The sequence below is a fragment of the Streptomyces sp. NPDC036764 genome (genome assembly GCF_055609385.1).
Window position 1 is genome coordinate 1 of record NZ_JBVJPT010000003.1, and the last position, 24,490, is coordinate 24,490.

Annotated in this window: 21 protein-coding genes; 8 read left to right on the forward strand and 13 right to left on the reverse strand. The window is 71.2% G+C overall.

All coding sequences use genetic code 11. The features are described 5' to 3' along the window. Positions 1-707 precede the first annotated feature (707 nt). A complete protein-coding gene (gene trpS, locus ACZ69Q_RS14870; protein ID WP_471041567.1) occupies positions 708-1,739 on the forward strand; it encodes a tryptophan--tRNA ligase in 1,032 nt (343 codons plus the stop codon). Positions 1,740-1,781: 42 nt separating this feature from the next. Here the strand turns inward: trpS and proC are convergent, their stop codons facing one another. From proC to ACZ69Q_RS14905, 7 genes are all read right to left on the reverse strand, one after another. Further along, a complete protein-coding gene (gene proC / locus ACZ69Q_RS14875; protein WP_471041568.1) occupies positions 1,782-2,597 on the reverse strand; it encodes a pyrroline-5-carboxylate reductase in 816 nt (271 codons plus the stop codon). A gap of 122 nt (positions 2,598-2,719) precedes the next feature. Next, positions 2,720-3,511 (reverse strand): ABC transporter permease, encoded by a 792-nt coding sequence (locus ACZ69Q_RS14880; protein WP_471041570.1) that lies wholly within the window; start codon positions 3,509-3,511, stop codon positions 2,720-2,722. After that, positions 3,508-4,320, reverse strand: coding sequence for an ABC transporter ATP-binding protein (locus tag ACZ69Q_RS14885; RefSeq protein ID WP_471041572.1), 813 nt, complete (start codon positions 4,318-4,320; stop codon positions 3,508-3,510). The genes ACZ69Q_RS14880 and ACZ69Q_RS14885 overlap by 4 nt, the downstream gene beginning before the upstream one ends. Before the next feature lie 387 nt (positions 4,321-4,707). Next, on the reverse strand, positions 4,708-5,478 hold the full coding sequence (locus ACZ69Q_RS14890) for a class I SAM-dependent methyltransferase (RefSeq protein WP_471041573.1): 771 nt from the start codon (positions 5,476-5,478) through the stop codon (positions 4,708-4,710). Between the two features lie 450 nt (positions 5,479-5,928). After that, positions 5,929-6,432: an EamA/RhaT family transporter gene (locus ACZ69Q_RS14895; protein ID WP_471041575.1), complete on the reverse strand. Its 504-nt coding sequence runs from the start codon at positions 6,430-6,432 to the stop codon at positions 5,929-5,931. 68 nt (positions 6,433-6,500) lie between these two features. Then, positions 6,501-6,845, reverse strand: coding sequence for an SH3 domain-containing protein (locus ACZ69Q_RS14900; RefSeq protein ID WP_471041577.1), 345 nt, complete (start codon positions 6,843-6,845; stop codon positions 6,501-6,503). A gap of 19 nt (positions 6,846-6,864) precedes the next feature. Continuing rightward, positions 6,865-7,185 (reverse strand): SH3 domain-containing protein, encoded by a 321-nt coding sequence (locus ACZ69Q_RS14905; RefSeq protein WP_471041578.1) that lies wholly within the window; start codon positions 7,183-7,185, stop codon positions 6,865-6,867. Between the two features lie 182 nt (positions 7,186-7,367). Here ACZ69Q_RS14905 and ACZ69Q_RS14910 point away from each other — a divergent pair, with 182 nt between their 5' ends. Next, positions 7,368-9,482: a serine/threonine-protein kinase gene (locus ACZ69Q_RS14910; RefSeq protein WP_471041580.1), complete on the forward strand. Its 2,115-nt coding sequence runs from the start codon at positions 7,368-7,370 to the stop codon at positions 9,480-9,482. 231 nt (positions 9,483-9,713) lie between these two features. On the opposite strand, the gene ilvD is transcribed toward ACZ69Q_RS14910, so the two are convergent. From ilvD to ACZ69Q_RS14930, 4 genes are all read right to left on the reverse strand, one after another. Then, the gene (ilvD, locus tag ACZ69Q_RS14915) at positions 9,714-11,567 is read right to left on the reverse strand and encodes a dihydroxy-acid dehydratase (RefSeq protein WP_471041582.1); all 1,854 of its coding nucleotides are present in this window, start codon (positions 11,565-11,567) and stop codon (positions 9,714-9,716) included. A gap of 262 nt (positions 11,568-11,829) precedes the next feature. Next, positions 11,830-12,447: a TetR/AcrR family transcriptional regulator gene (locus ACZ69Q_RS14920; RefSeq protein WP_471041584.1), complete on the reverse strand. Its 618-nt coding sequence runs from the start codon at positions 12,445-12,447 to the stop codon at positions 11,830-11,832. After that, the gene (locus ACZ69Q_RS14925) at positions 12,444-13,268 is read right to left on the reverse strand and encodes a sugar phosphate isomerase/epimerase family protein (protein WP_030963577.1); all 825 of its coding nucleotides are present in this window, start codon (positions 13,266-13,268) and stop codon (positions 12,444-12,446) included. Before ACZ69Q_RS14925 ends, ACZ69Q_RS14920 begins: the two co-directional genes overlap by 4 nt. Before the next feature lie 263 nt (positions 13,269-13,531). Beyond that, on the reverse strand, positions 13,532-14,464 hold the full coding sequence (locus tag ACZ69Q_RS14930) for a Ppx/GppA family phosphatase (RefSeq protein ID WP_471041586.1): 933 nt from the start codon (positions 14,462-14,464) through the stop codon (positions 13,532-13,534). Positions 14,465-14,538: 74 nt separating this feature from the next. Here ACZ69Q_RS14930 and ACZ69Q_RS14935 point away from each other — a divergent pair, with 74 nt between their 5' ends. Continuing rightward, positions 14,539-15,399, forward strand: coding sequence for a DUF3109 family protein (locus ACZ69Q_RS14935; RefSeq protein ID WP_471041587.1), 861 nt, complete (start codon positions 14,539-14,541; stop codon positions 15,397-15,399). Positions 15,400-15,495: 96 nt separating this feature from the next. Here ACZ69Q_RS14935 and ACZ69Q_RS14940 read toward each other — a convergent pair whose 3' ends face one another. Then, positions 15,496-17,289, reverse strand: a complete 1,794-nt coding sequence (locus ACZ69Q_RS14940; protein WP_471041589.1) for a BACON domain-containing protein — start codon at positions 17,287-17,289, stop codon at positions 15,496-15,498. A 205-nt stretch (positions 17,290-17,494) separates the two neighbouring features. On the opposite strand from ACZ69Q_RS14940, the gene radA reads away from it, so the two are divergent. Both radA and disA read left to right on the forward strand, forming a co-directional pair. Then, positions 17,495-18,904 (forward strand): DNA repair protein RadA, encoded by a 1,410-nt coding sequence (gene radA, locus ACZ69Q_RS14945; RefSeq protein WP_471041591.1) that lies wholly within the window; start codon positions 17,495-17,497, stop codon positions 18,902-18,904. An 80-nt stretch (positions 18,905-18,984) separates the two neighbouring features. Further along, positions 18,985-20,109 (forward strand): DNA integrity scanning diadenylate cyclase DisA, encoded by a 1,125-nt coding sequence (disA, locus tag ACZ69Q_RS14950; RefSeq protein WP_393523458.1) that lies wholly within the window; start codon positions 18,985-18,987, stop codon positions 20,107-20,109. Between the two features lie 101 nt (positions 20,110-20,210). Here disA and ACZ69Q_RS14955 read toward each other — a convergent pair whose 3' ends face one another. Continuing rightward, positions 20,211-21,041 (reverse strand): hypothetical protein, encoded by an 831-nt coding sequence (locus tag ACZ69Q_RS14955; protein WP_471041593.1) that lies wholly within the window; start codon positions 21,039-21,041, stop codon positions 20,211-20,213. Between the two features lie 794 nt (positions 21,042-21,835). On the opposite strand from ACZ69Q_RS14955, the gene ACZ69Q_RS14960 reads away from it, so the two are divergent. The 3 genes from ACZ69Q_RS14960 (at position 21,836) to ACZ69Q_RS14970 (ending at position 24,371) form a co-directional block, all read left to right on the forward strand. Beyond that, positions 21,836-22,768 carry an HhH-GPD family protein gene (locus ACZ69Q_RS14960; RefSeq protein ID WP_471041594.1) on the forward strand — a complete coding sequence of 311 codons (933 nt, stop codon included), beginning with the start codon at positions 21,836-21,838 and terminating at the stop codon, positions 22,766-22,768. Positions 22,769-23,082: 314 nt separating this feature from the next. Beyond that, positions 23,083-23,622: a SigE family RNA polymerase sigma factor gene (locus ACZ69Q_RS14965; RefSeq protein WP_003999062.1), complete on the forward strand. Its 540-nt coding sequence runs from the start codon at positions 23,083-23,085 to the stop codon at positions 23,620-23,622. A 158-nt stretch (positions 23,623-23,780) separates the two neighbouring features. Continuing rightward, positions 23,781-24,371, forward strand: a complete 591-nt coding sequence (locus ACZ69Q_RS14970) for a hypothetical protein (protein ID WP_471042578.1) — start codon at positions 23,781-23,783, stop codon at positions 24,369-24,371. Positions 24,372-24,490 lie beyond the last annotated feature (119 nt).

Below are 24,490 nucleotides of genomic sequence, written 5' to 3' on the forward strand. Positions count from 1 at the left end.
CGGGGTATCAACATATCTGGCGTTGATTTTTGGCACGCTGTTGAGTTCTCAAGGAACGGACGCTTCCTTTGTACTCACCCTCTCGGGCTTTCCTCCGGGCGCTTCCCTTCGGTCTTGCGTTTCCGACTCTATCAGATCTTTTCTCGACCCGATTTCCTCGGTGCTTTCCAGGTTTCCGCTTCCGCGTTTCCCTTTCCGGCGGTTCCGACTTTATCAGACCCTTTCGGGCCTGACTCCCAGTCAGTGGGCTTGTCTTCCCGGCTGTTGGGCCGTTCCGACGAGTGAGACTTTAGCGGATTCCTCGCTCCCGAGCTAATCGGGGGCTGCACTCTGTCGAGCGCGGATTCCTCATTCCGTAATACGCATGCCAATGAAGCGACGGCAGACAGACCGACTGTCGTCGAATAGTGGTTGGTACTTGCGGAGTGGCTGTCCGGGGACCGACCGGAGTCGGCGCTCACGTCGGACAACTCGGAGAACAGTACGGACCGGGTCTGGGCGTGTCAACTTCACTCCCTGTGGCACCTCGGAGGCGTAGGCTGAGGCGCATGACGACGCGTACGTGTAGCAAGCTGTGGTGGGCCGCCTGACGGCGGCCGCGCTCACGTACGCACTCAACGGCCGCCGCCTCGGCGGCCGTTTTCGTATCTCCCTCCAGAGGGTCGGCCGGCCGGGGACGGCGGTCTCGACCAGGAGGTGGAGAAGAGATGACGCGGGTCTTCAGTGGGGTCAAGCCGACCGGGCATCTGACGCTGGGGAACTACCTCGGGGCCATGCGGCGGTGGGCGACCGTCGATCAGCACCAGGCCGACGCGCTGTTCTGCATCGTCGATCTGCACGCGCTGACCGTGGACCACGATCCGGCGCGGGTGCGCAGACTCAGTCGGCAGGCGGCGACGTTGTTGCTGGCGTCGGGGCTGGATCCGGAGCTGTGCACCGTCTTCGTGCAGAGCCATGTGGACGAGCACGCGCGGCTGTCGTATGTGCTGGAGTGCGTGGCCACGGACGGCGAGATGCGGCGGATGATCCAGTACAAGGAGAAGGCGGCGCGGGAGCGGGTGCGGGGCGGGAGTGTGCGGCTGTCGCTGCTGACGTACCCCGTGCTGATGGCGGCGGACATCCTGGCGTACGGGACCGATGAGGTGCCGGTCGGGGACGATCAGACGCAGCATGTGGAGCTCGCGCGGGATCTGGCGGTGCGGTTCAACCAGCGGTACGGGCATACGTTCGTGGTGCCTCGGGCCACGCCGCCGCAGGTCGCGGCTCGGGTCATGAACTTGCAGGATCCGGCCTCGAAGATGGGCAAGAGCGATGACTCCGGGCCGGGGATCGTCTATCTGCTCGATGAGCCGGACGTGGTGCGGAAGAAGGTCATGCGGGCCGTGACCGACAGTGGGCGGGACGTCGTGTACGACCGGGCCGCGCGGCCGGGTCTCGCGAATCTGCTGGAGATCCTCGCGGCGTGCACGGGTGGGAACCCATCGGAGCTGAGCGGTGTATATGAATCGTACGGAGCCTTGAAGAAGGACACCGCAGAGGCAGTGGTCGAGGTCCTCAAGCCCGTACAGGACAGGCACAGGGAGCTGTGCGCGGATCCTGGTTATGTGGAGGGGGTGCTGCGGGATGGTGCGGAGCGGGCTCGGGCGATGGCTCGGCCGACCGTGGATGCCGCGTATCGGGCGATCGGACTGCTGCCGGCGGCTGCGACGGCGACCGCGGATATCGGGGTGACCGTGTAGGGGGTGCGCTGGGCCGCCCCCTGGGCAGGGGGCGGCCGGGCGTCACTTGTTGCTGCTGCCGGAGGCGAGTTCGCGGCTGCGGTCGCGGGCGGCTTCGAGAGCGGCGATGAGGGCGGCTCGTACGCCGTGGTTCTCCAGTTCGCGGATGGCGTTGATGGTCGTGCCGGCGGGGGACGTGACGTTCTCGCGGAGCTTGACGGGGTGTTCGCCGCTGTCGCGGAGCATCGTCGCGGCGCCGATCGCGGACTGGACGATCAGGTCGTGCGCCTTGTCCCTGGGCAGTCCGAGGAGGATGCCGGCGTCCGTCATGGCTTCGACCAGGTAGAAGAAGTACGCCGGGCCGGAGCCGGAGAGGGCGGTGCAGGCGTCCTGCTGGGACTCGGGGACGCGGAGCGTCTTGCCCACGGAGCCGAAGATCTCCTCGGTGTGTGCGAGGTCGGCCTCGCTGGCGTGGCTGCCGGCGGAGATGACGGACATGGCCTCGTCGACGAGGGCGGGGGTGTTCGTCATGACGCGGACGACCGGGGTGCCCGCGGCGAGGCGGGACTCGAAGAAGGAGGTGGGGATACCGGCCGCTCCGCTGATGACCAGGCGGTCGGCGGGGATGTGCGGGGCGAGCTCGTCGAGGAGGGTGCCCATGTCCTGCGGCTTGACGGTGAGGATCAGCGTGTCGGCGGTCTTGGCGGCCTCCGCGTTGGTGACCGGGGTGACTCCGTGGCGGGTGCGGAGTTCTTCGGCTCGTTCCGCGCGGCGGGCCGTCACCAGGAGGTCGGCCGGGGCCCAGCCGCCGCGGATCATTCCGCTGAGCAGGGCTTCGCCGATCTTGCCGGTGCCGAGGACTGCGACTTTCTGAGTCATGGCTGGGGTGTCCTCCGGGGGTTGCGTCGTCCGGATTCATCCTCGCACCGGGCGCCGCCTTTGGAGGTGACATGTCCGGTGGGCGGACTATCCGGGCGATGCCGGGCCCGGCCCCGCGGGGGTCATGCCGTCCTGCGTCGCAGGGTCGCCGCTCCCAGGCCCAGGACCAGCAGGGCGCAGCCGGCCACGATCAGGGCGTCGCGGACGAAGTTGGCGGTCATGTCGGTGTGCTTGAGCACCTCGTTCATGCCGTCGACCGCATACGACATCGGGAGGACGTTGGAGATGGCCTCGAGGGCGGGGTGCATGTTGTCGCGGGGAGTGAACAGGCCGCAGAGAAGGAGTTGGGGGAAGATCACGGCCGGCATGAACTGGACGGCCTGGAACTCGGAGGCCGCGAAGGCCGAGACGAAGAGACCGAGTGCGGTGCCGAGCAGGGCGTCGAGCAGGGCCACGAGCAGGAGCAGCCAGGGGCTGCCGGTGACGTCCAGGCCGAGGAACCAGAGGGCGAGACCGGTCGCCAGCGCGGACTGGATGATCGCGAGCGTGCCGAAGGCGAGGGCGTAGCCGGCGATCAGGTCGCCCTTGCCGAGAGGCATGGCGAGGAGCCGTTCGAGGGTGCCCGAGGTGCGTTCGCGCAGGGTGGCGATGGAGGTGACCAGGAACATCGTGATCAGCGGGAAGATCCCGAGGAGGGAGGCGCCGATGTTGTCGAAGGTGCGCGGGCTGCCGTCGAAGACGTAGCGCAGCAGGAACAGCATCACGCAGGGCACGAGGAGCATCAGCGCGATGGTGCGCGGGTCGTGGCGGAGCTGGCGCAGGACCCGGGCGGCGGTGGCGGTGGTGCGGGCGAAGTTCAGGGCGCCGGTGGGGGCGGGCCGGAGCGTGCCGGTGGTGCTCGTCGTCGTGGTCATCGCGTGGTCTCCTTCGCGCGGGCGGCAGTCGCGACCGCCTCGTCGACCAGGTGCAGGAAGGCCGCCTCGACGGTCTCGGACCCCGTACGGGTGCGGAGGGCCTCGGGGGTGTCGTCGGCGAGGATCTCGCCCTCGCGCATGAGGAGGAGGCGGTGGCAGCGCTCGGCCTCGTCCATGACGTGGGAGGAGATGAGGAGGGTGGCGCCGCGGGAGGCGGCGATGTCGTGGAAGAGGTTCCACAGGTCGCGGCGCAGGACCGGGTCCAGACCGACCGTGGGTTCGTCCAGGACGAGCAGTTCGGGGGTACCGAGGAGGGCGACGGCGAGAGAGACGCGGCTGCGCTGGCCGCCGGAGAGGTTGCCGGCCAGGGCGTCGGCGTGGCTGGTGAGGTCGACGTCGGCGATGGCGCGGGTGACGTTCTCGTGGCGCCGGTCGGCGGCGGCGTGGCCGGGGTCGAGGATCGCCGCGAAGTAGTCGAGGTTCTGGCGGATCGTCAGGTCGTCGTAGACGGAGGGGGCTTGGGTGACGTAGCCGATGCGGGTGCGCAGGGCCGGGTGGCCGGCGGGGCGGCCGAGGACTTCGAGGGTGCCGGTGACCTTGGCCTGGGTGCCGACGATCGACCGCATGAGGGTGGTCTTGCCGCAGCCGGACGGGCCGAGCAGGCCGGTGATCTGGCCGCGCGGGACGGTGAAGGCGAGGTCGCGGAGCACCCGGCGCGGGCCGCGCACGACGTTCAGGGCCTCGGCTCGGAGGGCTGGGGTGTCGGGAGGGTCGGAGCGGACGGAATCGACCGGCGAGTAATTCATCATGCGATGAATAATGCTCCGGTGGGAATGCGGCGTCAAGCGCCGGGGTGGGCTCGGGGACGGGGTGCGGTTAGGTGCCGGGGCGGTGGGACGCGGAGGGGTGAGGCATGGGGCCGTGGGACGCGGGGCCGTGAGTCGCGGGGTGGGGGGACGCGGGGCGGTGGACACGGGGGCGTGGGACGCGGGGCGGTGAGACACGGGGGCGTGGGAGGCGGAGGGGTGAGGCATGGGGCGGTGGGACGCGGGCCCCGTGAGTGGTGCGCGCGGTGAGTGGTGCGTGCGGTGAGGTGTGCGGGGGCGCGGGTGTATTGGGTGCTGGGCATGTCGGGGCATGGGTTCGCCCGCCCTAGCCGGTTCCGGGCGTAGGGCGGGCGGGGTCGGCGAGATGCGTCAGGAGGTGGTGGCTACGAGGAGGTCGACGTCGTAGGTCTCTTCGATGATTCCGTCGGGGAAGGCGTTGAGGAGGAGCTGCTTCTCCTCGGCGAGGAAGGCGGTGCTCGCCTCGGTGCCGTGGACGAGGAAGATCGAGTGGCTGCCGATGTTGGCCAAGTGGGTGTCGACGGGGACTCGGCGGCTCCAGCGGACCTTGCGGCGGATGAAGTCGAGCTTGCCCGTCGGGTCGCCCAGGGCGGCTCGGGCGCCGCTGCCGTTCTGTTCGACGACGGGGTGGATGCCGAAGGAACGCTCGATGCGCCGCGCCTGTGCGACGTGCCACGCGATGTCGAGCGGGGTGGTGTTCCACCACAGGGCCAGCGCACCGCCGGGGCGCAGCACTCTCAGGGCTTCCGGAACCGAGTGGGCGGGGTCGGTCCAGTGCCAGGCCTGGGCGTAGGTGAGGAAGTCGGCGGAGCCGGTGGCCAGGGGGAGGTTGTTGCCGTTGCCGCGGACGATCGGTATGTCCGGGTGGGCGCGACGGAACTGGGCGGCCATTCCGTTGCCGGGTTCCACGGCCAGCACGTCGGCGCCGCGTCCGCGGAGGAGGGCGGTGGCGATGCCGGTGCCCGCGCCGACGTCGATGACGCGCGCACCGGTGAGGGGGCGGCCGGCGAGTTCCTCGATGGCGTCGAAGAGGGCGGGTGGGTAGGAGGGGCGGTTCGCGGCGTACTGGGCCGCGGCGTCGTTGAAAGAGCTGGCGCGGTCGGAATGGGAAGGCGCGGTCATGCGGCCATGGTGACCCTGGTTTGTGTGGTGTGCACCGAGTTTTGCGCGGGCCTTTCGGTGGGCGCGGGTCGATGAGCGCGGCTCAGTGGACACAGGTCGATGGACGCCGGTCGATGAGCGCGGCTCAGTGGACACAGGTCGATGGACGCCGGTCGATGAGCGCGGTTCGGTAGGCGTGGGTCGATGAGCGCGGCTCAGCGGGCGCAGGTCGATGAACGCAGGTCGATGAGCTCGGCTCGATGGACGCGGCTCGGTGAGCGCGGGTCGATGACGGTGGCTCGATGAGCCCGGGGCTCGATAGGCCCGGGTCGATGACGGCGGCTCGGGGCAGCGTCGTCGGCCAGCTCTGCGCGGTGCGCCCGTGTGTCCACCTGTGCAGGGCGCTCCCTGCGTCTGCCTGCGCCCTCTGCGTCTGCCTTGCGCACCCTGCGCCCCGTCCAAGGGCGGCGGCTAGTCGCGGCGGCGTTTTTTCGAGGGGTTGCCGGTGCGGCGGGTGGTGCGGGATTCGTGTTGCTTGCGGGCCTTGTCGTATTCCTCGCGGTGGAGCTTCTCGCCGGGGGCCTCGACGAGGGAGCGGAAGAAGTAAGCGAGGAGGGAGCCGACGAAGCCGATGGTGAGCAGGCCGCGCAGGGAGGCGTGCCGGTCGGGGTCGGGGCGCTTGGTGAAGGCCTCCCAGGTGTGGCGGAAGGCGAGCGCACTGCAGATGGCGAACATCGCGACGACCAGGACGGTCACGAAGCTGCCGGGGCCGGCGATCGCGATCCCCTCGTAGGCGAAGCGCAGCACCAGGCAGGAGACGGCCGCTGCGAGGAGAGACCCGGCGCTGACACCGATGCGGCGGGCGGTGTAGCGGTTGTCGTGGTCGACCCAGGTCGTGCCGAAGAAGCGCAGGGGCTCGGGGCGGGGACCCGAGGAGCCCGCGGGGATGGCCGGCGTGCCGTTCTTCTCGCTCACGAGTCGATTATGGCTCCGGCGGGGCCGCGGGCTCCGTACGGGTCCCGGCGAACCGGGATCGGCTGGGCTCAGGAGCAACGCGGCCTGACGTAGCCGTCGGTGCCCGTGTGCACATAGGTGTCCGAGACGTACAGGCCGTCGTCGATGTTGTCCCAGATGTTCGACGTGCCGTAGGGACCGGTCACGGTCATGCCCGGCGTCTGGCAGTAGATCGGCACCTTCGCGCCCTCGGGCAGGACGCGAACGATGGCGTACTGGGTGCCCGGGCCGGTGCGGACGTTGAGTCGGTAGCCGGGAGCGGTGTCGTAATAGCGCAGGCCCGCCGCATCCGCGGTGGCGGCCGAGCCGACGACCATGAGGAGGGCTCCAGCGGCCGCGGTGACCAGGGCGGCTCCGCGCTTTCGGGATTTCATTCGGTCTCCGGAGATTCGATCACGATGAGCAGCGCGGGCGGATGTAGCCGTCGCTGCCTGTCCTCACGTACGTGTCCGAGACGTACTCGCCGCTGGCGATGTTGTCCCAGATGTTCGATGTGCCGTAGGGGCCGGCCACGGTCGTGCCCGGCGTCTGGCAGTAGATCGCAACCCGCGAGCCCTCGGGCAGGACTTTGACGATCGGGTAGGTGGTGCCGGGGCCACTACGGACGTTGAGGCGCACACCGGGTGCGACCGAGTAGTAGGGCACGGACGCCGTGGCGGCGGCCGTGGCGACGGCCGCGTCTTCATCCACTCTGTCGGCACGGTCAACAGACATGCGGAACTCCCCCCGTTGAACCCCACGACCATCGTGGGGCCCCATTGATTCCCCCAGAACACGCCATCAAACAGACGCGTTCAACTCGAACATGGAGACTAGCAAGCCGCCTCTGTCCCGTTCGATTCATCGACTAGGCTCCGTGCGTCGCGCGCGCGGACGAACAGCACGGGGGTGGTCCCATGGCGCCACAGCAGAACGCCGGAGCGGGCGCGGAAGCGGAACTTCCCGAGTACGCCGGTCACTACCGTCTGGAGTCCCATCTGGGGTCCGGCGGCATGGGCGTCGTACACCTGGCCCGCAGCACCTCGGGCATGCAGCTCGCGGTGAAGGTCGTGCATGCCGAGTTCGCCAGGGATCCCGAGTTCAGGGGGCGGTTCCGGCAGGAGGTGGGCGCGGCCCGCAAGGTCAGCGGGGCCTTCACCGCGCCCGTTGTCGACGCCGATCCGGAGGCCGAACGGCCCTGGATGGCCACGCTGTTCATCCCCGGCCCGACCCTCTCCGATCACGTGAAGCGGAATGGTCCGATGGAACCGGCGCAGCTCCGGCGGCTGATGGCCGGGCTGGCCGAGGCGCTGCGCGACATACACCGGGTCGGCGTGGTGCACCGGGACCTGAAGCCGAGCAATGTGCTGCTCGCCGAAGACGGTCCGAAGGTCATCGACTTCGGCATTTCTCGGCCAAAGGACAGTGAACTGCGGACCGAGACGGGGAAGTTGATCGGAACGCCGCCGTTCATGGCGCCGGAACAGTTCCGGCGGCCCCGTGAGGTCGGCCCGGCCGCCGATATCTTCGCGCTGGGGTCCGTGATGGTGCACGCGGCGACCGGCCGCGGCCCGTTCGACTCCGACAGCCCCTATGTCGTGGCCTACCAGGTCGTCCATGACGAGCCGGACCTGAAGGACGTTCCGGAGAATCTCGCCCCGCTCGTACTGCGGTGCCTCGCCAAGGAGCCCGAGGACCGGCCCACGCCCGACGAGTTGATGCGGGAGCTGCGGTCGGTCGCGGCGTCGTACGACACACAGGCGTTCATACCGGCGCAGCGCACGGCCGATCCACGGGATCCGGAGGAGCCCCCCGCGGGGTCGCGGCCGACGCCTGCGCCGGCGCCGAAGAAAGGACGTCTTCTCAAGCGAGGAGCCCTGGCGGCCGCGGCCATGGTCCTGATCGCCGGGGGAGGTGCCGCCGTGTGGCTGATGAAGGACGGCGGCGAAGCACAGCCGAAACCGGGCGACTCAGCACCCGCCGAAGTGGCCGCATTCAGACCCTGGGCCGTGAGGACGACGCCCAAGGCGACAGGCCTGCCCAGGTGTTCGTACGAAAAGCAGCGGCTGCTGTGTACACAACCGGGGCTGGTCAGTGCCCTGGATCCGGCGGACGGCAGTGTGCTGTGGCGTTATCCGCTCGCCAAGGGCGACGCCCCCGGCCGGCCGCCGACCCTCTCGGGTGGGCTGGCCCACGTGCTGACGAACGCGGGCCGACGGCTGGAGGCACTCGATCCGGCATCCGGTGAGGCCCGGTGGAAGCTGGACGTCTCGTCGTACCGCGGGTTCCGGTACGCGGGCGGCATGCTCGTACTGATCGGTGAGGACGGCAGGGCGACCGGCGTCGACAGCGCGTCGGGCGAGGCGGCATGGGATCGGCGGATACCGGGGCTGAGCGAGGCGTACGTCGTCTCGTTCCCTGGCAGCCCGTGGGTGTTTGTGACGAGCTCTGCCGCCGACGGGGCCCGGACACGCGTCATGGCGCTGGATCCGAGTACAGGTGAGGTGCGCTGGGACGCACGGCTCGACGGTGCACTGACGCCCGTCGGCGCCTCCAAGGGCGAGGTGTTCTTCCTCTCGGAGGGCGGAGACTACGGCGAGGCAAAGGCGGTGGTGCGTTACACGCCGGAGTCCGGGGCCACGCGTCGCGTGCCCTTGCCCGTCCCGGTCACCCAGGCGCAGGCCACGGTGCACGCAGGAGTGGTCTACCTCCTGGGAACCGGCGGATCCCTGGTGGCGGTCGACACGCGCGCGGGCAGGCAGCTCTGGTCCCTGGAAACGGCCGTGAGCCAGGGCTCGGCACCGGTCTGTGACGGTCGGCGGGTGTATTTCAGCGCCGCCGACGGACGACTGCTCGCCGTCGACGCCGCCAAGGGATTGCTGCTCGGCCAGACGCCACCACGGCTCAGCGCGAACTCCGCGCAGGCCACGACCGCGGTGCCGGCACCCGGAACGAGCGACGGCCGCATCTACGCCACCGCCCCCGACGGCACCGTGTTCGCCGTTGCCGGCCGCGACCCGTCGGCCTGGTGACCGGGCGGTCGGCCTGCTGACCGGCCCCTCGGACTGCCCACTCGCGTACGCCCTGATGCGGCCCGTCGGCCTGCTGACCCGCGCACGCCCTGCTGTCCCGCGCACCCCCTGCTGTCCCGCGCACCCCCTGCCGTACGGCACACGCCCTGCCGACCCGCACCCGTGCACCCCCGCTGTACGGCAAAGGGGCCGCCTCCAAAGAGACGGCCCCCGTGATCCGCGCTACGGGCGTCAGCCCAGCTTCGTCACGTCCCGGACGGCACCCTTGTCCGCGCTGGTCGCCATCGCGGCGTACGCCCGCAGGGCCGCCGACACCTTGCGCTCGCGGTTCTTCGGGGCGTACGCGCCGTTCAACGCCTGCTCGCGGCGGGCCAGTTCCGCCTCGTCCACGAGCAGCTCAATGACGCGGTTCGGGATGTCGATGCGGATGCGGTCGCCGTCCTCGACGAGGGCGATCGTGCCGCCGGACGCCGCCTCCGGGGAGGCGTGGCCGATGGACAGGCCGGAAGTGCCGCCGGAGAAGCGGCCGTCGGTGATCAGGGCGCAGGTCTTGCCGAGGCCGCGGCCCTTGAGGAAGGACGTCGGGTAGAGCATCTCCTGCATGCCGGGGCCGCCCTTGGGGCCCTCGTAGCGGATGACGACGACATCGCCGTCCGTCACCTGCTTGTTGAGGATCTTCTCGACGGCCTCTTCCTGCGACTCGCAGACGACCGCCGGGCCCTCGAAGGTCCAGATGGACTCGTCCACGCCCGCGGTCTTGACCACACAGCCGTCGACGGCGAGGTTGCCCCTGAGGACCGCGAGGCCGCCGTCCTTGGAGTAGGCGTGCTCGGCGCTGCGGATGCAGCCGCCCTCGGCGTCCTCGTCGAGCGCCGCCCAGCGCTCGGACTGGGAGAAGGCCTCGGCCGAGCGGACACAGCCGGGGGCGGCGTGCCACAGCTCGACGGCCTTCGGCGAGGGGGACCCGCCGCGCACGTCCCAGGTCTTCAGCCAGTCCCCCAGGGACGGGCTGTGGACGGCGTGGACGTCCTCGTTGAGCAGGCCGGCCCGGTGCAGCTCGCCCAGCAGGGCGGGGATGCCGCCGGCTCGGTGCACGTCCTCCATGTAGTACGTGCGGTCCTTGGCGACGTTCGGTGCGACCTTCGCCAGGCAGGGCACGCGGCGGCTGACCGCGTCGATCTGCTCCAGACCGAACGGGACGCCCGCCTCCTGGGCGGCGGCCAGCAGGTGCAGGATCGTGTTGGTGGAGCCGCCCATGGCGATGTCGAGGGCCATGGCGTTCTCGAACGCCGCGAAGGTGGCGACGTTGCGCGGCAGGACCGTCTCGTCGTCCTGCTCGTAGTAGCGGCGGGTGATGTCCATGACCGTGCGGGCCGCGTCCTCGTACAGGGCCTTGCGGGCCGTGTGCGTGGCGAGCACCGAGCCGTTGCCGGGCAGGGACAGGCCGATGGCCTCGGTCAGGCAGTTCATCGAGTTGGCGGTGAACATGCCGGAACAGGAGCCGCAGGTCGGACAGGCGTTCTCCTCGATACGGAGGATGTCCTCGTCCGAGATCTTGTCGTTCACGGCGTCGGAGATCGCGTCGACCAGGTCGAGGGTGCGGACCGTGCCGTCGACCAGCGTGGCGCGGCCGGACTCCATCGGGCCGCCGGAGACGAAGACCGTGGGGATGTTGAGCCGCAGGGCCGCGTTCAGCATGCCCGGCGTGATCTTGTCGCAGTTCGAGATGCAGATCAGGGCGTCGGCGCAGTGCGCCTCGACCATGTACTCCACGCTGTCCGCGATGAGGTCGCGGGAGGGCAGGGAGTACAGCATGCCGCCGTGGCCCATCGCGATGCCGTCGTCCACGGCGATCGTGTTGAACTCGCGCGGGATGCCGCCGGCCTCCCTGATCGCCTCGCTGACGATCCGGCCGACGGGCTGGAGGTGGGTGTGACCGGGCACGAACTCGGTGAAGGAGTTCGCCACCGCGATGATCGGCTTCCGGCCGATGTCCGCACCGGGTACACCGGAGGCGCGCATAAGGGCGCGGGCGCCCGCCATGTTGCGGCCGTGGGTGACTGTGCGGGACCTCAGCTCGGGCATCGTCGCTCGCTCCTTCAGGGACTGCTGGGACAGCGGGTACTGCGATCAGAGACTTCTGACTGCTAACGAGCGTACGCCGGTCATCCAGAGAGCGGGACGAGGTGTCCGCAATACGGGACGTATGTCTCGCGGAATCGGGGGATGCATCGGAAAACCACCGGGGACAATCGGGGACGCATCGGCGTCGTTTCGGCGGCGCATGCCTCGCGGCACCGGCGATCCGGCCCGTCAGGAACCGGTCAGGAGCCGATCATGCAGCCGATCAGGAGCCGGTCAGATGCCCCTGCACGACCGGCGCCACGCGCGCGATGATCTGCTCGGGGTCCGCGGAGGCGATCGGCTCGATCTTGATGACGTAGCGCATCATCGCGACCCCGACGAGCTGCGCGGCCGCCAGCTCGGCGCGCAGTTCCGCGTCCGGGGCGTCGATCTCGCCGGCGATGCGGCGCAGCAACTGGGCCGAGACCAGGCGCCGGAACACGGTGGCGGCGGCCTCGTTGTTGACCGCCGAGCGGACGATCGCGAGCAGCGGCCTGCGGGTGACGGGGTTCTCCCAGAGCCCGAAGAGGGAGCGGGTCAGGCGCTCGCCGACGTCGTCGAGGGGCACCTCGAGCACGGCGTCCCGCACCTTCAGGGCGGGCACGAGGGCGACCTCCACAGCCGCCTCGAAGACCTGTTCCTTGGTGCCGAAGTAGTGATGCACGAGCGCGGAGTCCACGCCGGCCGCCTTGGCGATGCCACGCACCGAGGTCTTTTCGTAGCCGCGCTCGGCGAACTCCTCGCGGGCGGCGTCCAGGATGCGGTCGCGGGTGTCGGCGGATTCGGCACGCGGGGGCCGGCCCCGGCGCCGGGAGCCCACCTCGTCGGCTGCGTCGGTCACGGCCGGGGCACCTTCACCGCGGAGGCCAGGTGCAGCCGCGTGAAGGCGAGGGCCTCGGCGAGGTCGGCCTCGCGTTCGGCGCCGGACATCGCGCGGCGGGTGTTGACCTCGATGACGACGTGACCGTCGAAGCCGGTCAGGGCGAGACGTTCCAGCACCTCGGCGCAGGGCTGGTTGCCGCGGCCGGGCACGAGGTGCTCGTCCTTCGCGGACCCCCGCCCGTCCGCGAGGTGCACATGACCCAGCCGATCGCCCATCCGGTCGATCATCTGCACGGCGTCCGCGCGGGCGGTGGCCGTGTGGCTCAGATCGATCGTGAAGTGGCGGTAGTCGTCCTTCGTGACGTCCCAGTCGGGGGCGTAGGCGAGCATCTCGCGGTCGCGGTAGCGCCAGGGGTACATGTTCTCGACGGCGAACCGCACGTCCGTCTCGTTCGCCATACGCCAGATGCCGGCGACGAAGTCGCGGGCGTACTGGCGCTGCCAGCGGAACGGCGGGTGCACCACGACCGTGCCCGCCCCGAGCTTCTCGGCGGCGGCCCGGGCGCGCTGGAGCTTGGTCCACGGATCCGTCGACCAGACGCGCTGTGTGATCAGCAGACAAGGAGCGTGGACGGCGAGGATCGGGATCCGGTGGTAGTCGCTGAGCCTGCGCAGCGCCTCGATGTCCTGGCTGACCGGGTCGGTCCAGACCATGACCTCGACACCGTCGTACCCGAGGCGCGCGGCGATCTCGAAGGCCGTCGCCGTCGACTCCGGATAGACGGAGGCCGTCGACAGAGCGACCTTCGCATCCGGGATGCGCACCACTGGTTCTGCCACGAGGGACAGAGTACGGGGCGTCACGGAACGCGGGGGAACCGATGACCGCACGCTCGCCGGCAGGGCCGACAACCGGCCAGGTGCGCGAACTGGGCCGATGCGGGGCGGGTGAAGCGCGGGCGCGGGGTGGGGGGTGTGGCGGGGTTCACGCGCGGGCGTGGGGCGCCGCCGACCGCGGCGCGCGGGGGCGGCCGCGAGCCCTACGCCGTCGTGAGCGCCCTACGGCTCCGCGTGCCTGCACGCCCGGTTGCCGGGCGGGTCCGTCAGCCCACCGTCATCTGATCCAGCTTCCGCAGGATCACGCCCTCACGCAGTGCCCAGGGGCAGACCTCCAGCGTCTCCACGCCGAACAGATCCATCGCCCCCTCGGCCACCAGCGCCCCGGCGAGGAGCTGCCCCGCGCGCCCGTCCGAGACGCCCGGCAGTTCCGCGCGCTGGGCCGTGGTCATCCCGGCCAGCCGGGGCACCCACGCCTCCAGGGACTCCCGCTTCAGCTCGCGCTGGGTGTACAGGCCCTCCGCGGAGCGTGCGGCACCGGCGATGCGGGCGAGCTGCTTGAAGGTCTTGGACGTCGCGACCACGTGGTCCGGCGCACCGAAGCGGCTGAATTCGCCGACCGTGCGAGCGATCTGCGCGCGCGCATGCCGCCGTAGCGCCCGTATGTCCTCGGGGTCCGGCGGATCACCCGGCAGCCACCCGGCGGTCAGCCTCCCGGCCCCGAGCGGCAGCGACACCGCCGCGTCCGGCTCCTCGTCTATGCCGTACGCGATCTCCAGGGACCCGCCGCCGATGTCCAGCACGAGGAGCTTTCCGGCCGACCAGCCGAACCAGCGCCGGACGGCGAGGAAGGTCAGCCGGGCTTCCTCCGGGCCGGTGAGGACCTGGAGCGAGACCCCGGTTTCGTCCTTCACACGCGCGAGTACGTCGTCGGCGTTGCTCGCCTCGCGCACCGCCGACGTGGCGAACGGCAGGACTTCCTCGACACCCTTGTCCTCGGCGGCCTGGAGCGCCTCATGGACGACGCCGATCAGCCGCTCGACCCCGTCGGGACCGATGGCTCCGCTGTCGTCGAGGAGTTGGGCAAGGCGCAGCTCCGCCTTGTGCGAATGCGCGGGCAGCGGGCGCGCGCCGGGGTGAGCATCCACCACCAGCAGATGCACCGTGTTGGATCCCACGTCCAGGACACCGAGTCTCATGTACGGAACGCTACTGCCACCTGGGCGATCCTCCGTCCTCGAAGTCCCAGGTGCGGACGCCGTACCCTGGTCCCGTGCCAAAGACGAAAAAGGCGAAGGACGACAAGACGTCCAAATCCGACAAGGGTTCTTCGCAGGCGAAGGCGGCCACGAAGTCGAAGAAGCCGAGGAAGGGCTCCGCGGAGCCGGACGAGAAGGGTCTCGACTTCGCACGCGCATGGGTGGAATTCCCTGATCCGGCGGACGACGAGCAGGTCTTCCGCTGCGATCTGACATGGCTGACCTCCCGTTGGAACTGCATCTTCGGCAGCGGCTGCCAGGGCATCCAGGCGGGCCGCGCGGACGACGGCTGCTGCACTCTGGGGGCCCATTTCTCGGACGAGGACGACGAGAAGCGCGTCGCGGAGCATGTGGCGAGGCTCACGCCGGAGATCTGGCAGCACCATGACGAGGGCATGGAGCACGGCTGGATCTCGGAGGACGAGGACGGCGACCGCCAGACCCGCCCCTACAACGGCTCGTGCATCTTCCAGAACCGCCCCGGCTTCGCGGGCGGCGCGGGCTGCTCGCTGCACATCCTCGCCCTGAAGGAGGGCCGCGAGCCGCTGGAGACCAAGCCGGACGTCTGCTGGCAGTTGCCGGTCCGGCGGACGTACGACTGGATCGACCGGCCCGACGACACCCGGGTGCTCCAGGTGTCGATCGGCGAGTACGACCGCCGCGGCTGGGGTCCGGGCGGCCACGACCTGCACTGGTGGTGCACGTCGGCGACCTCGGCGCACGGCGCCGGCGACCCGGTGTACGTGTCCTACCGGGCGGAGCTGACCGAGCTGATGGGCAAGGCCGGCTACGACCGTCTGGTCGAGCTGTGCGAGGAGCGGCTGGCATCGCAGCTCCCCCTGCTGGCACCGCACCCGGCGGATCCGGTCGCCTGACCGACGGCCACCTGCCGCGCGGCGACGCCCGACGTCGTCGCCCGGCAGGGAGCGCCGGCGCCCCACGCCACACACCTGGCCCCGGTGCCCTTTGACCTACGGCCCCGACGGGCCGGGCTCCCCGCTCCCGCTGGGCGGTGGTGTCGAGCTCGTCGGGTCGGACGGGCTGGACGGGTCGGACGGCGTCGGGTCGGACGACGAGGGCGGTGGGTCGCTGGGCGGCGGGTCGGACGGCGTCGGGTCGCTCGGGGTCGGGTCCGGCGGATCCGGGGTCGTCGGTGTCGGGTCCGGATCGGAGGACGAGGGCGGCGGCTCGCTGGGCGTCCCGGGGTCGGTCGGGTCGCTGGGCAACGGGTCGGGGCCGGGGCCTTGTCCCGGGTCGGAGGGGCTCGGGGCGGTGCCGTAGCCCTCGATGGAGACGACGGCGCCGGCTGGTGAGATCGCCACCCGCGCGCTCCAGTACCCGGACGGCTCGCGGAGCTGGTCGACGTACACCTTGATCGTCAACGACTCGCCCGGCTCCAGCGTTCCCGACGACCGGCTCAGGTACAGCCAGTGCGCCCCGGTGCTCGCCGACCAGCGCACCGGCGTGCGCCCCGTCGCCGTGAGGGTGACGAGTGTGGTGTCGCCGCTGTGGTCGGCGGTCACCTCCAGGTTTCCCGCGCCCGCCCCGCGCACCCCGCTGACGCTGACGACCTCGACCAGGACGTCCGTGCCGGAGCGGTCCCCGAAGCGGCCGCCGGGGGTGGTGCTGGCGTTGCCGGCGTTCTCGTAGCCGCCGTCCGCGGCCTCTCCGTCGAGGGCGCCGGGGCCGTGCGCCTCGCTCGCGCTGGCCGCGCCGCCTTCGACGCCCTCGGCGGTCGGGGTGCCCCGGTAGGCGGCCCACAGCGCGATGACCGGCGCGGCGATGACGGTGGCGACGACGGTCGTGGTGACGGCACGCGCGCGTAGCCGGTCCCTGCGGGCGGCACGATCCTTCGGGTCCATCGGGAAGCCACGCCGGTCGAACCGCGGCACGGCACCGCCCCGCGCGCGCGGGTGGTGCGCCAGGGCCATGTGCAGGGCCGCGCGGGGCGCCTGGAGGACGGGCAGCTCGGCGGGGGTGACGGCCGCGCCGGGCCACCGGCCGGGGATCGCGCGCTCGGCGGTGCGGCGGCAGCGCGGGCAGTCGTCGACGTGCCGGACGAGTTCGCGGCGCAGGGCCGTGCCGAGCACGACCTGGTTGTCGCCGGTCAGCCGGGCGACGCTCGGACAGGCGCCGGTCTCGACGACGGCGAGGGCCGCGCGGGTGCGCTCGACCTCGCAGGCGGCTGAGGCGAGCAGTTCGCGGGCGGCGGCGAGGTCCAGGCCGAGGACGGCGGCGACCTCGCCCGCGGCGAGGTGGTGGCGTACGGCGAGTTCGAGGGCCTCGCGCTGCTCCGGGGTGGTGCCCGCGGCCTCCGGCCAGGCGAGGAGGGCGAGTTCGCGACGCCGCTGCTCCTGGATCTCGTCGGCGACGGGCGGCCCGGCCGACTGCGCCCCGGTCGTCCGGTGCGCGCCGGGGCGGCCCGCCGCGTGGCTGCCCTGACGTTTCTGCTTGGCCTCGGCCAGCTTGCGCAGACACGCCCAGCGGGCCAGCGCGTACAGCCAGGGCCGCCGGTCGGCGGGGGTCTCGGGCACGCGCTGACCGCGGCGCTCGGCGAGCGCGAGGACGTCGCCGAGGGCGGCGGTCGCGCTGTCGTGGTCGCACAGGACGGACAGGCAGTAGGTGAACAGCCCGTCCAGATAAGGCTCGTAGCGCGCGGGCGGCCGCTGCGCCAGCGTGCGTGCCGCCGCACGATCACGCGCCTCCCGGTGCGCCCGATGCGCGCCGGCGGTGCGGGGCGAGGTCTCCGGAGTGCTGCTCATCATTGGTGGACCGTAGGCGGCTCGCGGTGGCGCCTTCCGCCTGCTTTAGCAGTTTTAATCCATACGGGTGAAACGATCCCTCAAAGGGGTACAGGAACCCGGGATTCCATGGCTTGTGCATGACGAGTCGGCCCCCCGCGGCGCCCCGAAGAGGCGCCTCGTGCACGGCCGTACGGCGTTGTCAGTGGGCTCGGCTACGGTTCATCGCATGGCTGCCCGTACCAAGACCACGAAGGACCGACCGTCCTACCGCTGCACCGAGTGCGGCTGGCAGACGGCCAAGTGGCTCGGCCGTTGTCCCGAGTGCCAGGCATGGGGGACGGTCGAGGAGTACGGCGCACCGGCGGTCCGTACGACGACACCGGGGCGGGTGACGAACTCCGCGCTGCCGATCGGGCAGATCGACGGCCGGCAGGCGACCGCGCGCTCCACCGGTGTGCCGGAGCTGGACCGGGTGCTCGGCGGCGGGCTGGTGCCCGGGGCCGTCGTCCTCCTCGCGGGCGAACCCGGCGTCGGCAAGTCCACGCTGCTGCTGGACGTGGCGGCCAAGGCGGCGAGCGACGAGCACCGCACGCTGTACGTCACCGGTGAGGAGTCGGCGAGCCAGGTGCGGCTGCGCGCGGACCGCATCGGCGCCATCGACGACCATCTGTATCTCGCGGCCGAGACCGACCTGTCGGCCGTGCTGGGCCACTTGGACGCGGTGAAGCCGTCGCTGCTGATCCTCGACTCGGTGCAGACCGTGGCCTCCCCCGAGATCGACGGCGCCCCCGGCGGCATGGCCCAGGTCCGGGAGGTGGCCGGTGCGCTCATCCGCGCCTCCAAGGACCGCGGGATGTCCACCCTCCTCGTGGGACACGTCACCAAGGACGGCGCCATCGCCGGCCCCCGCCTCCTGGAGCACCTCGTGGACGTCGTCCTCCACTTCGAGGGCGACCGGCACGCGCGCCTGCGTCTCGTGCGGGGCGTCAAGAACCGCTACGGCGCGACGGACGAGGTCGGCTGCTTCGAACTGCACGACGAGGGCATCACGGGCCTTACCGACCCAAGCGGACTTTTCCTGACCCGTCGTGACGAACCGGTCCCCGGCACCTGCCTGACGGTCACCCTGGAGGGCCGCCGCCCCCTGGTGGCCGAGGTGCAGGCGCTCACCGTCGACTCCCAGATCCCCTCGCCCCGCCGCACGACGTCCGGTCTGGAGACCTCGCGCGTCTCGATGATGCTGGCCGTGCTGGAGCAGCGCGGCCGGATCAGCGCGCTCGGCAAGCGGGACATCTACTCGGCGACGGTCGGCGGCGTGAAGCTCTCGGAGCCCGCGGCGGACCTCGCCGTCGCCCTCGCGCTGGCCTCCGCCGCCAGTGACACACCTCTCCCCAAGAACCTGGTCGCGATCGGCGAGGTGGGCCTCGCGGGCGAGGTCAGACGGGTCACGGGCGTGCAGCGCAGGCTGTCCGAGGCGCACCGTCTGGGCTTCACGCACGCCCTCGTTCCGGGCGACCCGGGCAAGATCCCCGCGGGCATGAAGGTGCTGGAAGTGGCCGACATAGGAGACGCGCTCCGGGTCCTTCCGCGCTCGCGTCGGCGAGAGGCCCCACGGGACGAGGAGGACCGCCGGTAGACTTTGCCCAGGTCTCGCCCGTCCGTACGAACCCCATGTGCGAAACGGGAGCGCCAAGAACCTGCGACCGGAGGAGTGCAGTGGCAGCCAACGACCGGGCGGCAGCTCCCGGAAAGTCCGGCGGGAGTTCCGGTGCCGATGGCCTGATGCGCGCCTCACTGAGCGCGGTGGCTCCAGGCACGGCCCTGCGCGACGGGCTCGAACGCGTCCTGAGGGGCAACACCGGCGGACTCATCGTGCTCGGCTTCGACAAGACCGTCGAGACGATGTGTACGGGCGGATTCGTCCTGGATGTCGAGTTCACGGCGACGCGACTGCGTGAGCTGTGCAAGCTCGACGGCGGCATCGTGCTGTCGTCCGACCTGTCGAAGATCCTGCGCGCGGGTGTGCAGTTCGTGCCCGACGCGACGATCCCGACGGAGGAGACGGGCACCCGGCACCGTACGGCGGACCGGGTCAGCAAGCAGGTCGGCTTCCCGGTCGTCTCGGTCTCCCAGTCGATGCGGCTGATCGCGCTCTACGTCGACGGCCAGCGCCGTGTCCTGGAGGACTCGGCGGCGATCCTCTCCCGCGCCAACCAGGCGCTCGCGACCCTGGAGCGCTACAAGCTCCGCCTGGACGAGGTCGCGGGAACGTTGTCAGCGCTGGAGATCGAGGACCTGGTGACGGTCCGCGACGTCTCGGCGGTGGCCCAGCGCCTGGAGATGGTCCGGCGCATCGCGACCGAGATCGCCGAGTACGTGGTGGAGCTGGGCACCGACGGACGTCTTCTCGCCCTCCAGCTCGACGAGTTGATCGCGGGCGTGGAACCCGAGCGCGAGCTGGTGGTGCGCGACTACGTCCCCGAGCCGACGGCCAAGCGCTCCCGCACGGTCGACGAGGCGCTGTACGAACTGGACGCCCTCACCCATGCCGAGCTCCTGGAACTGTCCACGGTGGCACGGGCGTTGGGCTACACCGGCTCCCCCGAGGCGCTGGACTCGGCGGTCTCCCCGCGCGGCTTCCGCCTCCTGGCCAAGGTGCCCAGACTTCCCGGCGCCATCATCGACCGCCTGGTGGAGCACTTCGGCGGCCTCCAGAAGCTGCTCGCCGCCAGCGTGGACGACCTCCAGACGGTGGACGGCGTCGGCGAGGCCAGGGCACGCAGCGTGCGCGAGGGACTGTCACGGCTGGCCGAGAGCTCGATCCTGGAGCGGTACGTCTAGTCGGACCGAGAGCCGCGCCCCACACCGGCGCGGCCCGCACCGGCACCGCCAGCACCCTGCGCGTCTCGGCAGCCTGCGCCGCCCGGCAGCCGTACGGCCCGCTAGTCGTTCTCCAGCACGAACGACGTCTGTGCCGTCCCGAAGCCGGGCGTCGTCGCCTCCACCAGGTACGTGCCCGCCTCGGCCGACCCGGCGGCGGGCGTCGCGCACTGCGGGGCGCTCGCCCTGCGGTCCCACTTCACGGTGTACGTGATGCTCGAACCGGCCGGCACCCGGAACCGCAGGCTGCTGGAGACCTTGGGGCAGTCGGCCGAGGACCAGAAGTCGTCCTCGGATCCCGCCTGAGTGACCGTCACCACCGCGTTCTTCGGGCCGAGATCGACCTTGCAGTCGTAGGTGGAGGAGTTCGTCGCGGTCAGCAGCAGAGCCGGCGTCTCGCCGGGCTCGTAGGCGTTGTGGAGGCTACTCACCTTCAGCTTCATCTGGCCCGAGACGCAGTCGGGCAGCGAGGAGCCCTCGGCCACCGCGTCGTCCGCGCCGACACCGCCGCCCTCGCCGCCACCGGCGGAACCACTGCCGGAGCCGCCCTCGCCGGAGCCCCCGGCGGTCGTGCCGTCCCCGGAGCCGCTTCCGTCACCGGAACCGTCGCCTGAACCCGACCCGTCGGAGTCCCCGCCGGCCGTCGACTCGTCGCGTCCGCCGGGCGCTTGACTGATCGCGGGCCCGGAACCCGTGGGGCCCGGCGTGATGGTCGAGGGCGCGGGATTCTTGCCGTCGGATCCGCCCGCGTCGTTCTTGCCGCCTCCGCCGCCCGAGGTGAGCACCCAGGTGATCAGTAGCGCCAACAGGGCGCACACTGACAGCAGTACGGCCCTCCGTCGCCAGTAGATGGTGGAGGGAAGCGGCCCGACCGGATTGCGCAGAGATCCCACGGCGCAAACTGTACGAGAGATCGGCGCGTTAGCTGCGCCACCCGCCGCCCCGGACGGCAACTTTTCCGGATCATCATCCCGGAAAGCGCTCGCCGGGGGCCACGCCCACCCTGTCTCCCGTCAGGGGTGACACCTGTCGATCGCAGGGCGTGACGGGATCGGCCCACTGCCTACGGTCCGTGACCGTGGCCTTCCGCAACGCCGACCTCACCCATGACACCCCAAAGTAGGTACGGCACATGGCCGGGACACGACCCGGGGGTTCGCGATCGCGGTACTTGCACCTCTGGCCACGGCTATCGCGTGCGTCATCTTCCTCGGCGGCCGACAGCAGGCGAGCGGATCACCGTACGAACTCCGCCTCTACGGAAGGGCGCTGAGACAGGCCGACCTGCCGGATCACGGTCTTGGCCACGCACCGCCCCGCGTTGGCGGAGCAGAGCCTGAAGTGGTGGGCGGAGACAGGGAGTTCGCCGCTCGCACGGTAGCTATGGCTGTCGCTGTCCTGCGGACGGGCGCGCGGGGCCAGTCCGGGAGAGCGCCGGCGAGGCCATGGGGCGGCGCGCCCAGACAGGTCGGCGTAGGCGGCGGGTGGCGGGCGGCGGGCGGCGGGCGGCGGGCGGCGGGCGGCGGGCGGCGGGCGGCAGCAACGACTACCGCGCTCACAGCCGCCCCTCCCGTAAGCCGGGAGGCCGCACTCGCACGTCCCGCAACCCCCGATCCGCAGCCGCCAACGCACCGGCACCCGCCGCCTACCCTCCCCGCCGCCCCCGACATGGCAGGATCGGAAAGCCATGACTGCGCCCACGAAGCCCCCGCACACCCACACCGACGCCGACTCCGACGGCCTGGCCGGTCAGCCGCTGCACGGCAGTGTCATCGACTGGTTCGACGAGAACGCCCGCGACCTCCCCTGGCGGCGCCCCGAGGCCGGCCCCTGGGGTGTGATGGTCAGTGAGTTCATGCTCCAGCAGACGCCGGTGAACCGCGTCCTGCCCGTCTACGAGCAGTGGCTGTCCCGCTGGCCCCGCCCCGCCGACCTGGCCAAGGAGGCGCCCGGCGAGGCCGTCCGCGCCTGGGGCCGGCTCGGTTACCCGCGCCGCGCGCTGCGTCTGCACGGCGCCGCCGTCGCCATAGCGGAACGGCACGGCGGGGACGTACCGACCGACCACGCCCAGCTCCTCGCGCTGCCCGGCATCGGCGAGTACACCGCGGCCGCCGTGGCGTCCTTCGCGTACGGCCAGCGGCACCCCGTCCTGGACACCAACGTCCGCCGGGTCTTCGCCCGGGCCGTCACCGGCGTGCAGTACCCGCCGAACGCCACCACCGCCGCCGAACGCAAGCTCGCCCGTGCCCTGCTCCCCGACGACGAGCGCACCGCTTCCCGCTGGGCCGCCGCCTCCATGGAGCTCGGCGCGCTGGTGTGCACCGCGAAGAACGAGTCGTGCCACCGCTGCCCGATCGCCGCGCAGTGCGCCTGGCGGCTCGCGGGCAAGCCGGAGCACGAGGGCCCGCCACGCCGCGGCCAGACGTACGCCGGAACCGACCGTCAGGTGCGCGGCAAGCTCCTCGCCGTGCTGCGGGAGGCCCACACCCTCGTACCGCAGGCGGCGCTGGACCGTGTGTGGCACGAACCGGTGCAGCGCGCCCGCGCCCTGGACGGCCTCGTCTCCGACGGGCTGGTGGAGCCGCTGCCGGGCGGGATGTACCGGCTGCCGCTGAGCTGACGCACAGTCACATCACAGCCGTACGGTCTCTGCAACACACGACTCACAGCCTCCGCACGGCCGTTGCAGGGCCAGCACACCATCAAATCCCCCTATACCCACCCCAACCTCCCGACCGTTTTGCCCCTTTCCTGATTCCGTTACACAACCGACGGACAGCCGAGCGCTGGCCGAAGGCTGCTTCGGACAGCGCCGTGACAACGCCTCCGTAGCTTCATCTCCGTACCCGGCAGACGGGGACGACCACGAAGCAGAAGCAGTGAGACCGACGGCCGACAGGCCGGCCGGGAACGGGGAATCGGGAGGCGGTCAACATGGCGCAGGGCGAGGTGCTCGAGTTCGAGGAGTACGTCCGCACCCGGCAGGACGCGCTGCTGCGCAGCGCCCGCCGGCTGGTCCCGGACCCGGTCGACGCGCAGGACCTGCTGCAGACCGCGCTGGTGCGGACGTACCACCGCTGGGACGGCATCGCGGACAAGCGGCTCGCGGACGCCTACCTGCGCCGCGTGATGATCAACACGCGGACCGAGTGGTGGCGTGCGCGCAAGCTGGAGGAGGTGCCGACCGAGCAGCTCCCGGACGCCTCCGTCGACGACTCCACCGAGCAGCACGCGGACCGCGCTCTGCTGATGGACATCATGAAGGTTCTGGCACCCAAGCAACGCAGCGTCGTCGTGCTGCGACACTGGGAGCAGATGTCCACGGAGGAGACGGCCGCGGCCCTCGGCATGTCGGCCGGTACGGTCAAAAGCACGCTGCACCGGGCGCTCGCCCGACTCCGCGAGGAGCTGGAGAGCCGCGATCTGGACGCACGCGCGCTGGAGCGTGAGGAGCGGGAGCGTTGCGCGGCCTAGGCACGACCACAGGCGGCACCGGGCACACGGAGCGGGGTGACGGGGACACGGACAGGGGTGACAGGGCCACGGACGGGGACCCCGGGGACACCGGATCCGCGCACTCCGGGCCCGGATCGGGGCCCGTGCGGGGGACCTTGCAGGCGGCGTTCACGGCGATGGCCGTGGTCGTCGCCCTCGCCCTTTTCGCCTCCGCCTGCGCCACCGGCGGCACCGGCGCACGTGACGAGGGGCCCGCGCACGCCGACCTGGCGGGCGGCTCGGCCGTCTCACCGTCGGCCGTGGCCTCGGCCTCGGCGGTCCCGGACCGCACGGAGGCCGTCCGGCTGGTCAAGGCGGACCCCGTGGTCTCGACGGAGGTCAAGCGCGAGCTGAAGCCGTGCGTGTCCGACGACTACCCCATCGACGTGTCGTACGGCGACCTGACCGGCGGTCCCGCGGACGACATCGTGGTCAACGTCCTGTCCTGCGGGGACGGCGTGGGCGTCGCCTCGTACGTGTACCGCGAGCAGAGCGGTGCGTACCGCAATGTGTTCAAGTCGGAGGAGCCTCCGGTCTACGCCGAGATCGACCGCGGCTACCTTGTGGTGACCAAGCAGGTGTACGCCAAGGACGACGCGTTGTCGAACCCGTCCAGCGAGGACGTGACCTCGTACGAGTGGAAGTCCGACCGCTTCGTCCGGAAGTTCAGCACCCGCACCGACTACGGCTCGCTCGGCGGCGACGACACACCGGCGCCGGACGGCTGAGACCGCGCAGTCCGTGAACGCATCGGGCGCTCCACGCGTCCCTCAATCGGGCACGTTCTTGTGGACGCGCCCCATGGACACGTCCTGCACGGCCGAGAAGCATCAGACGCACCACCGGA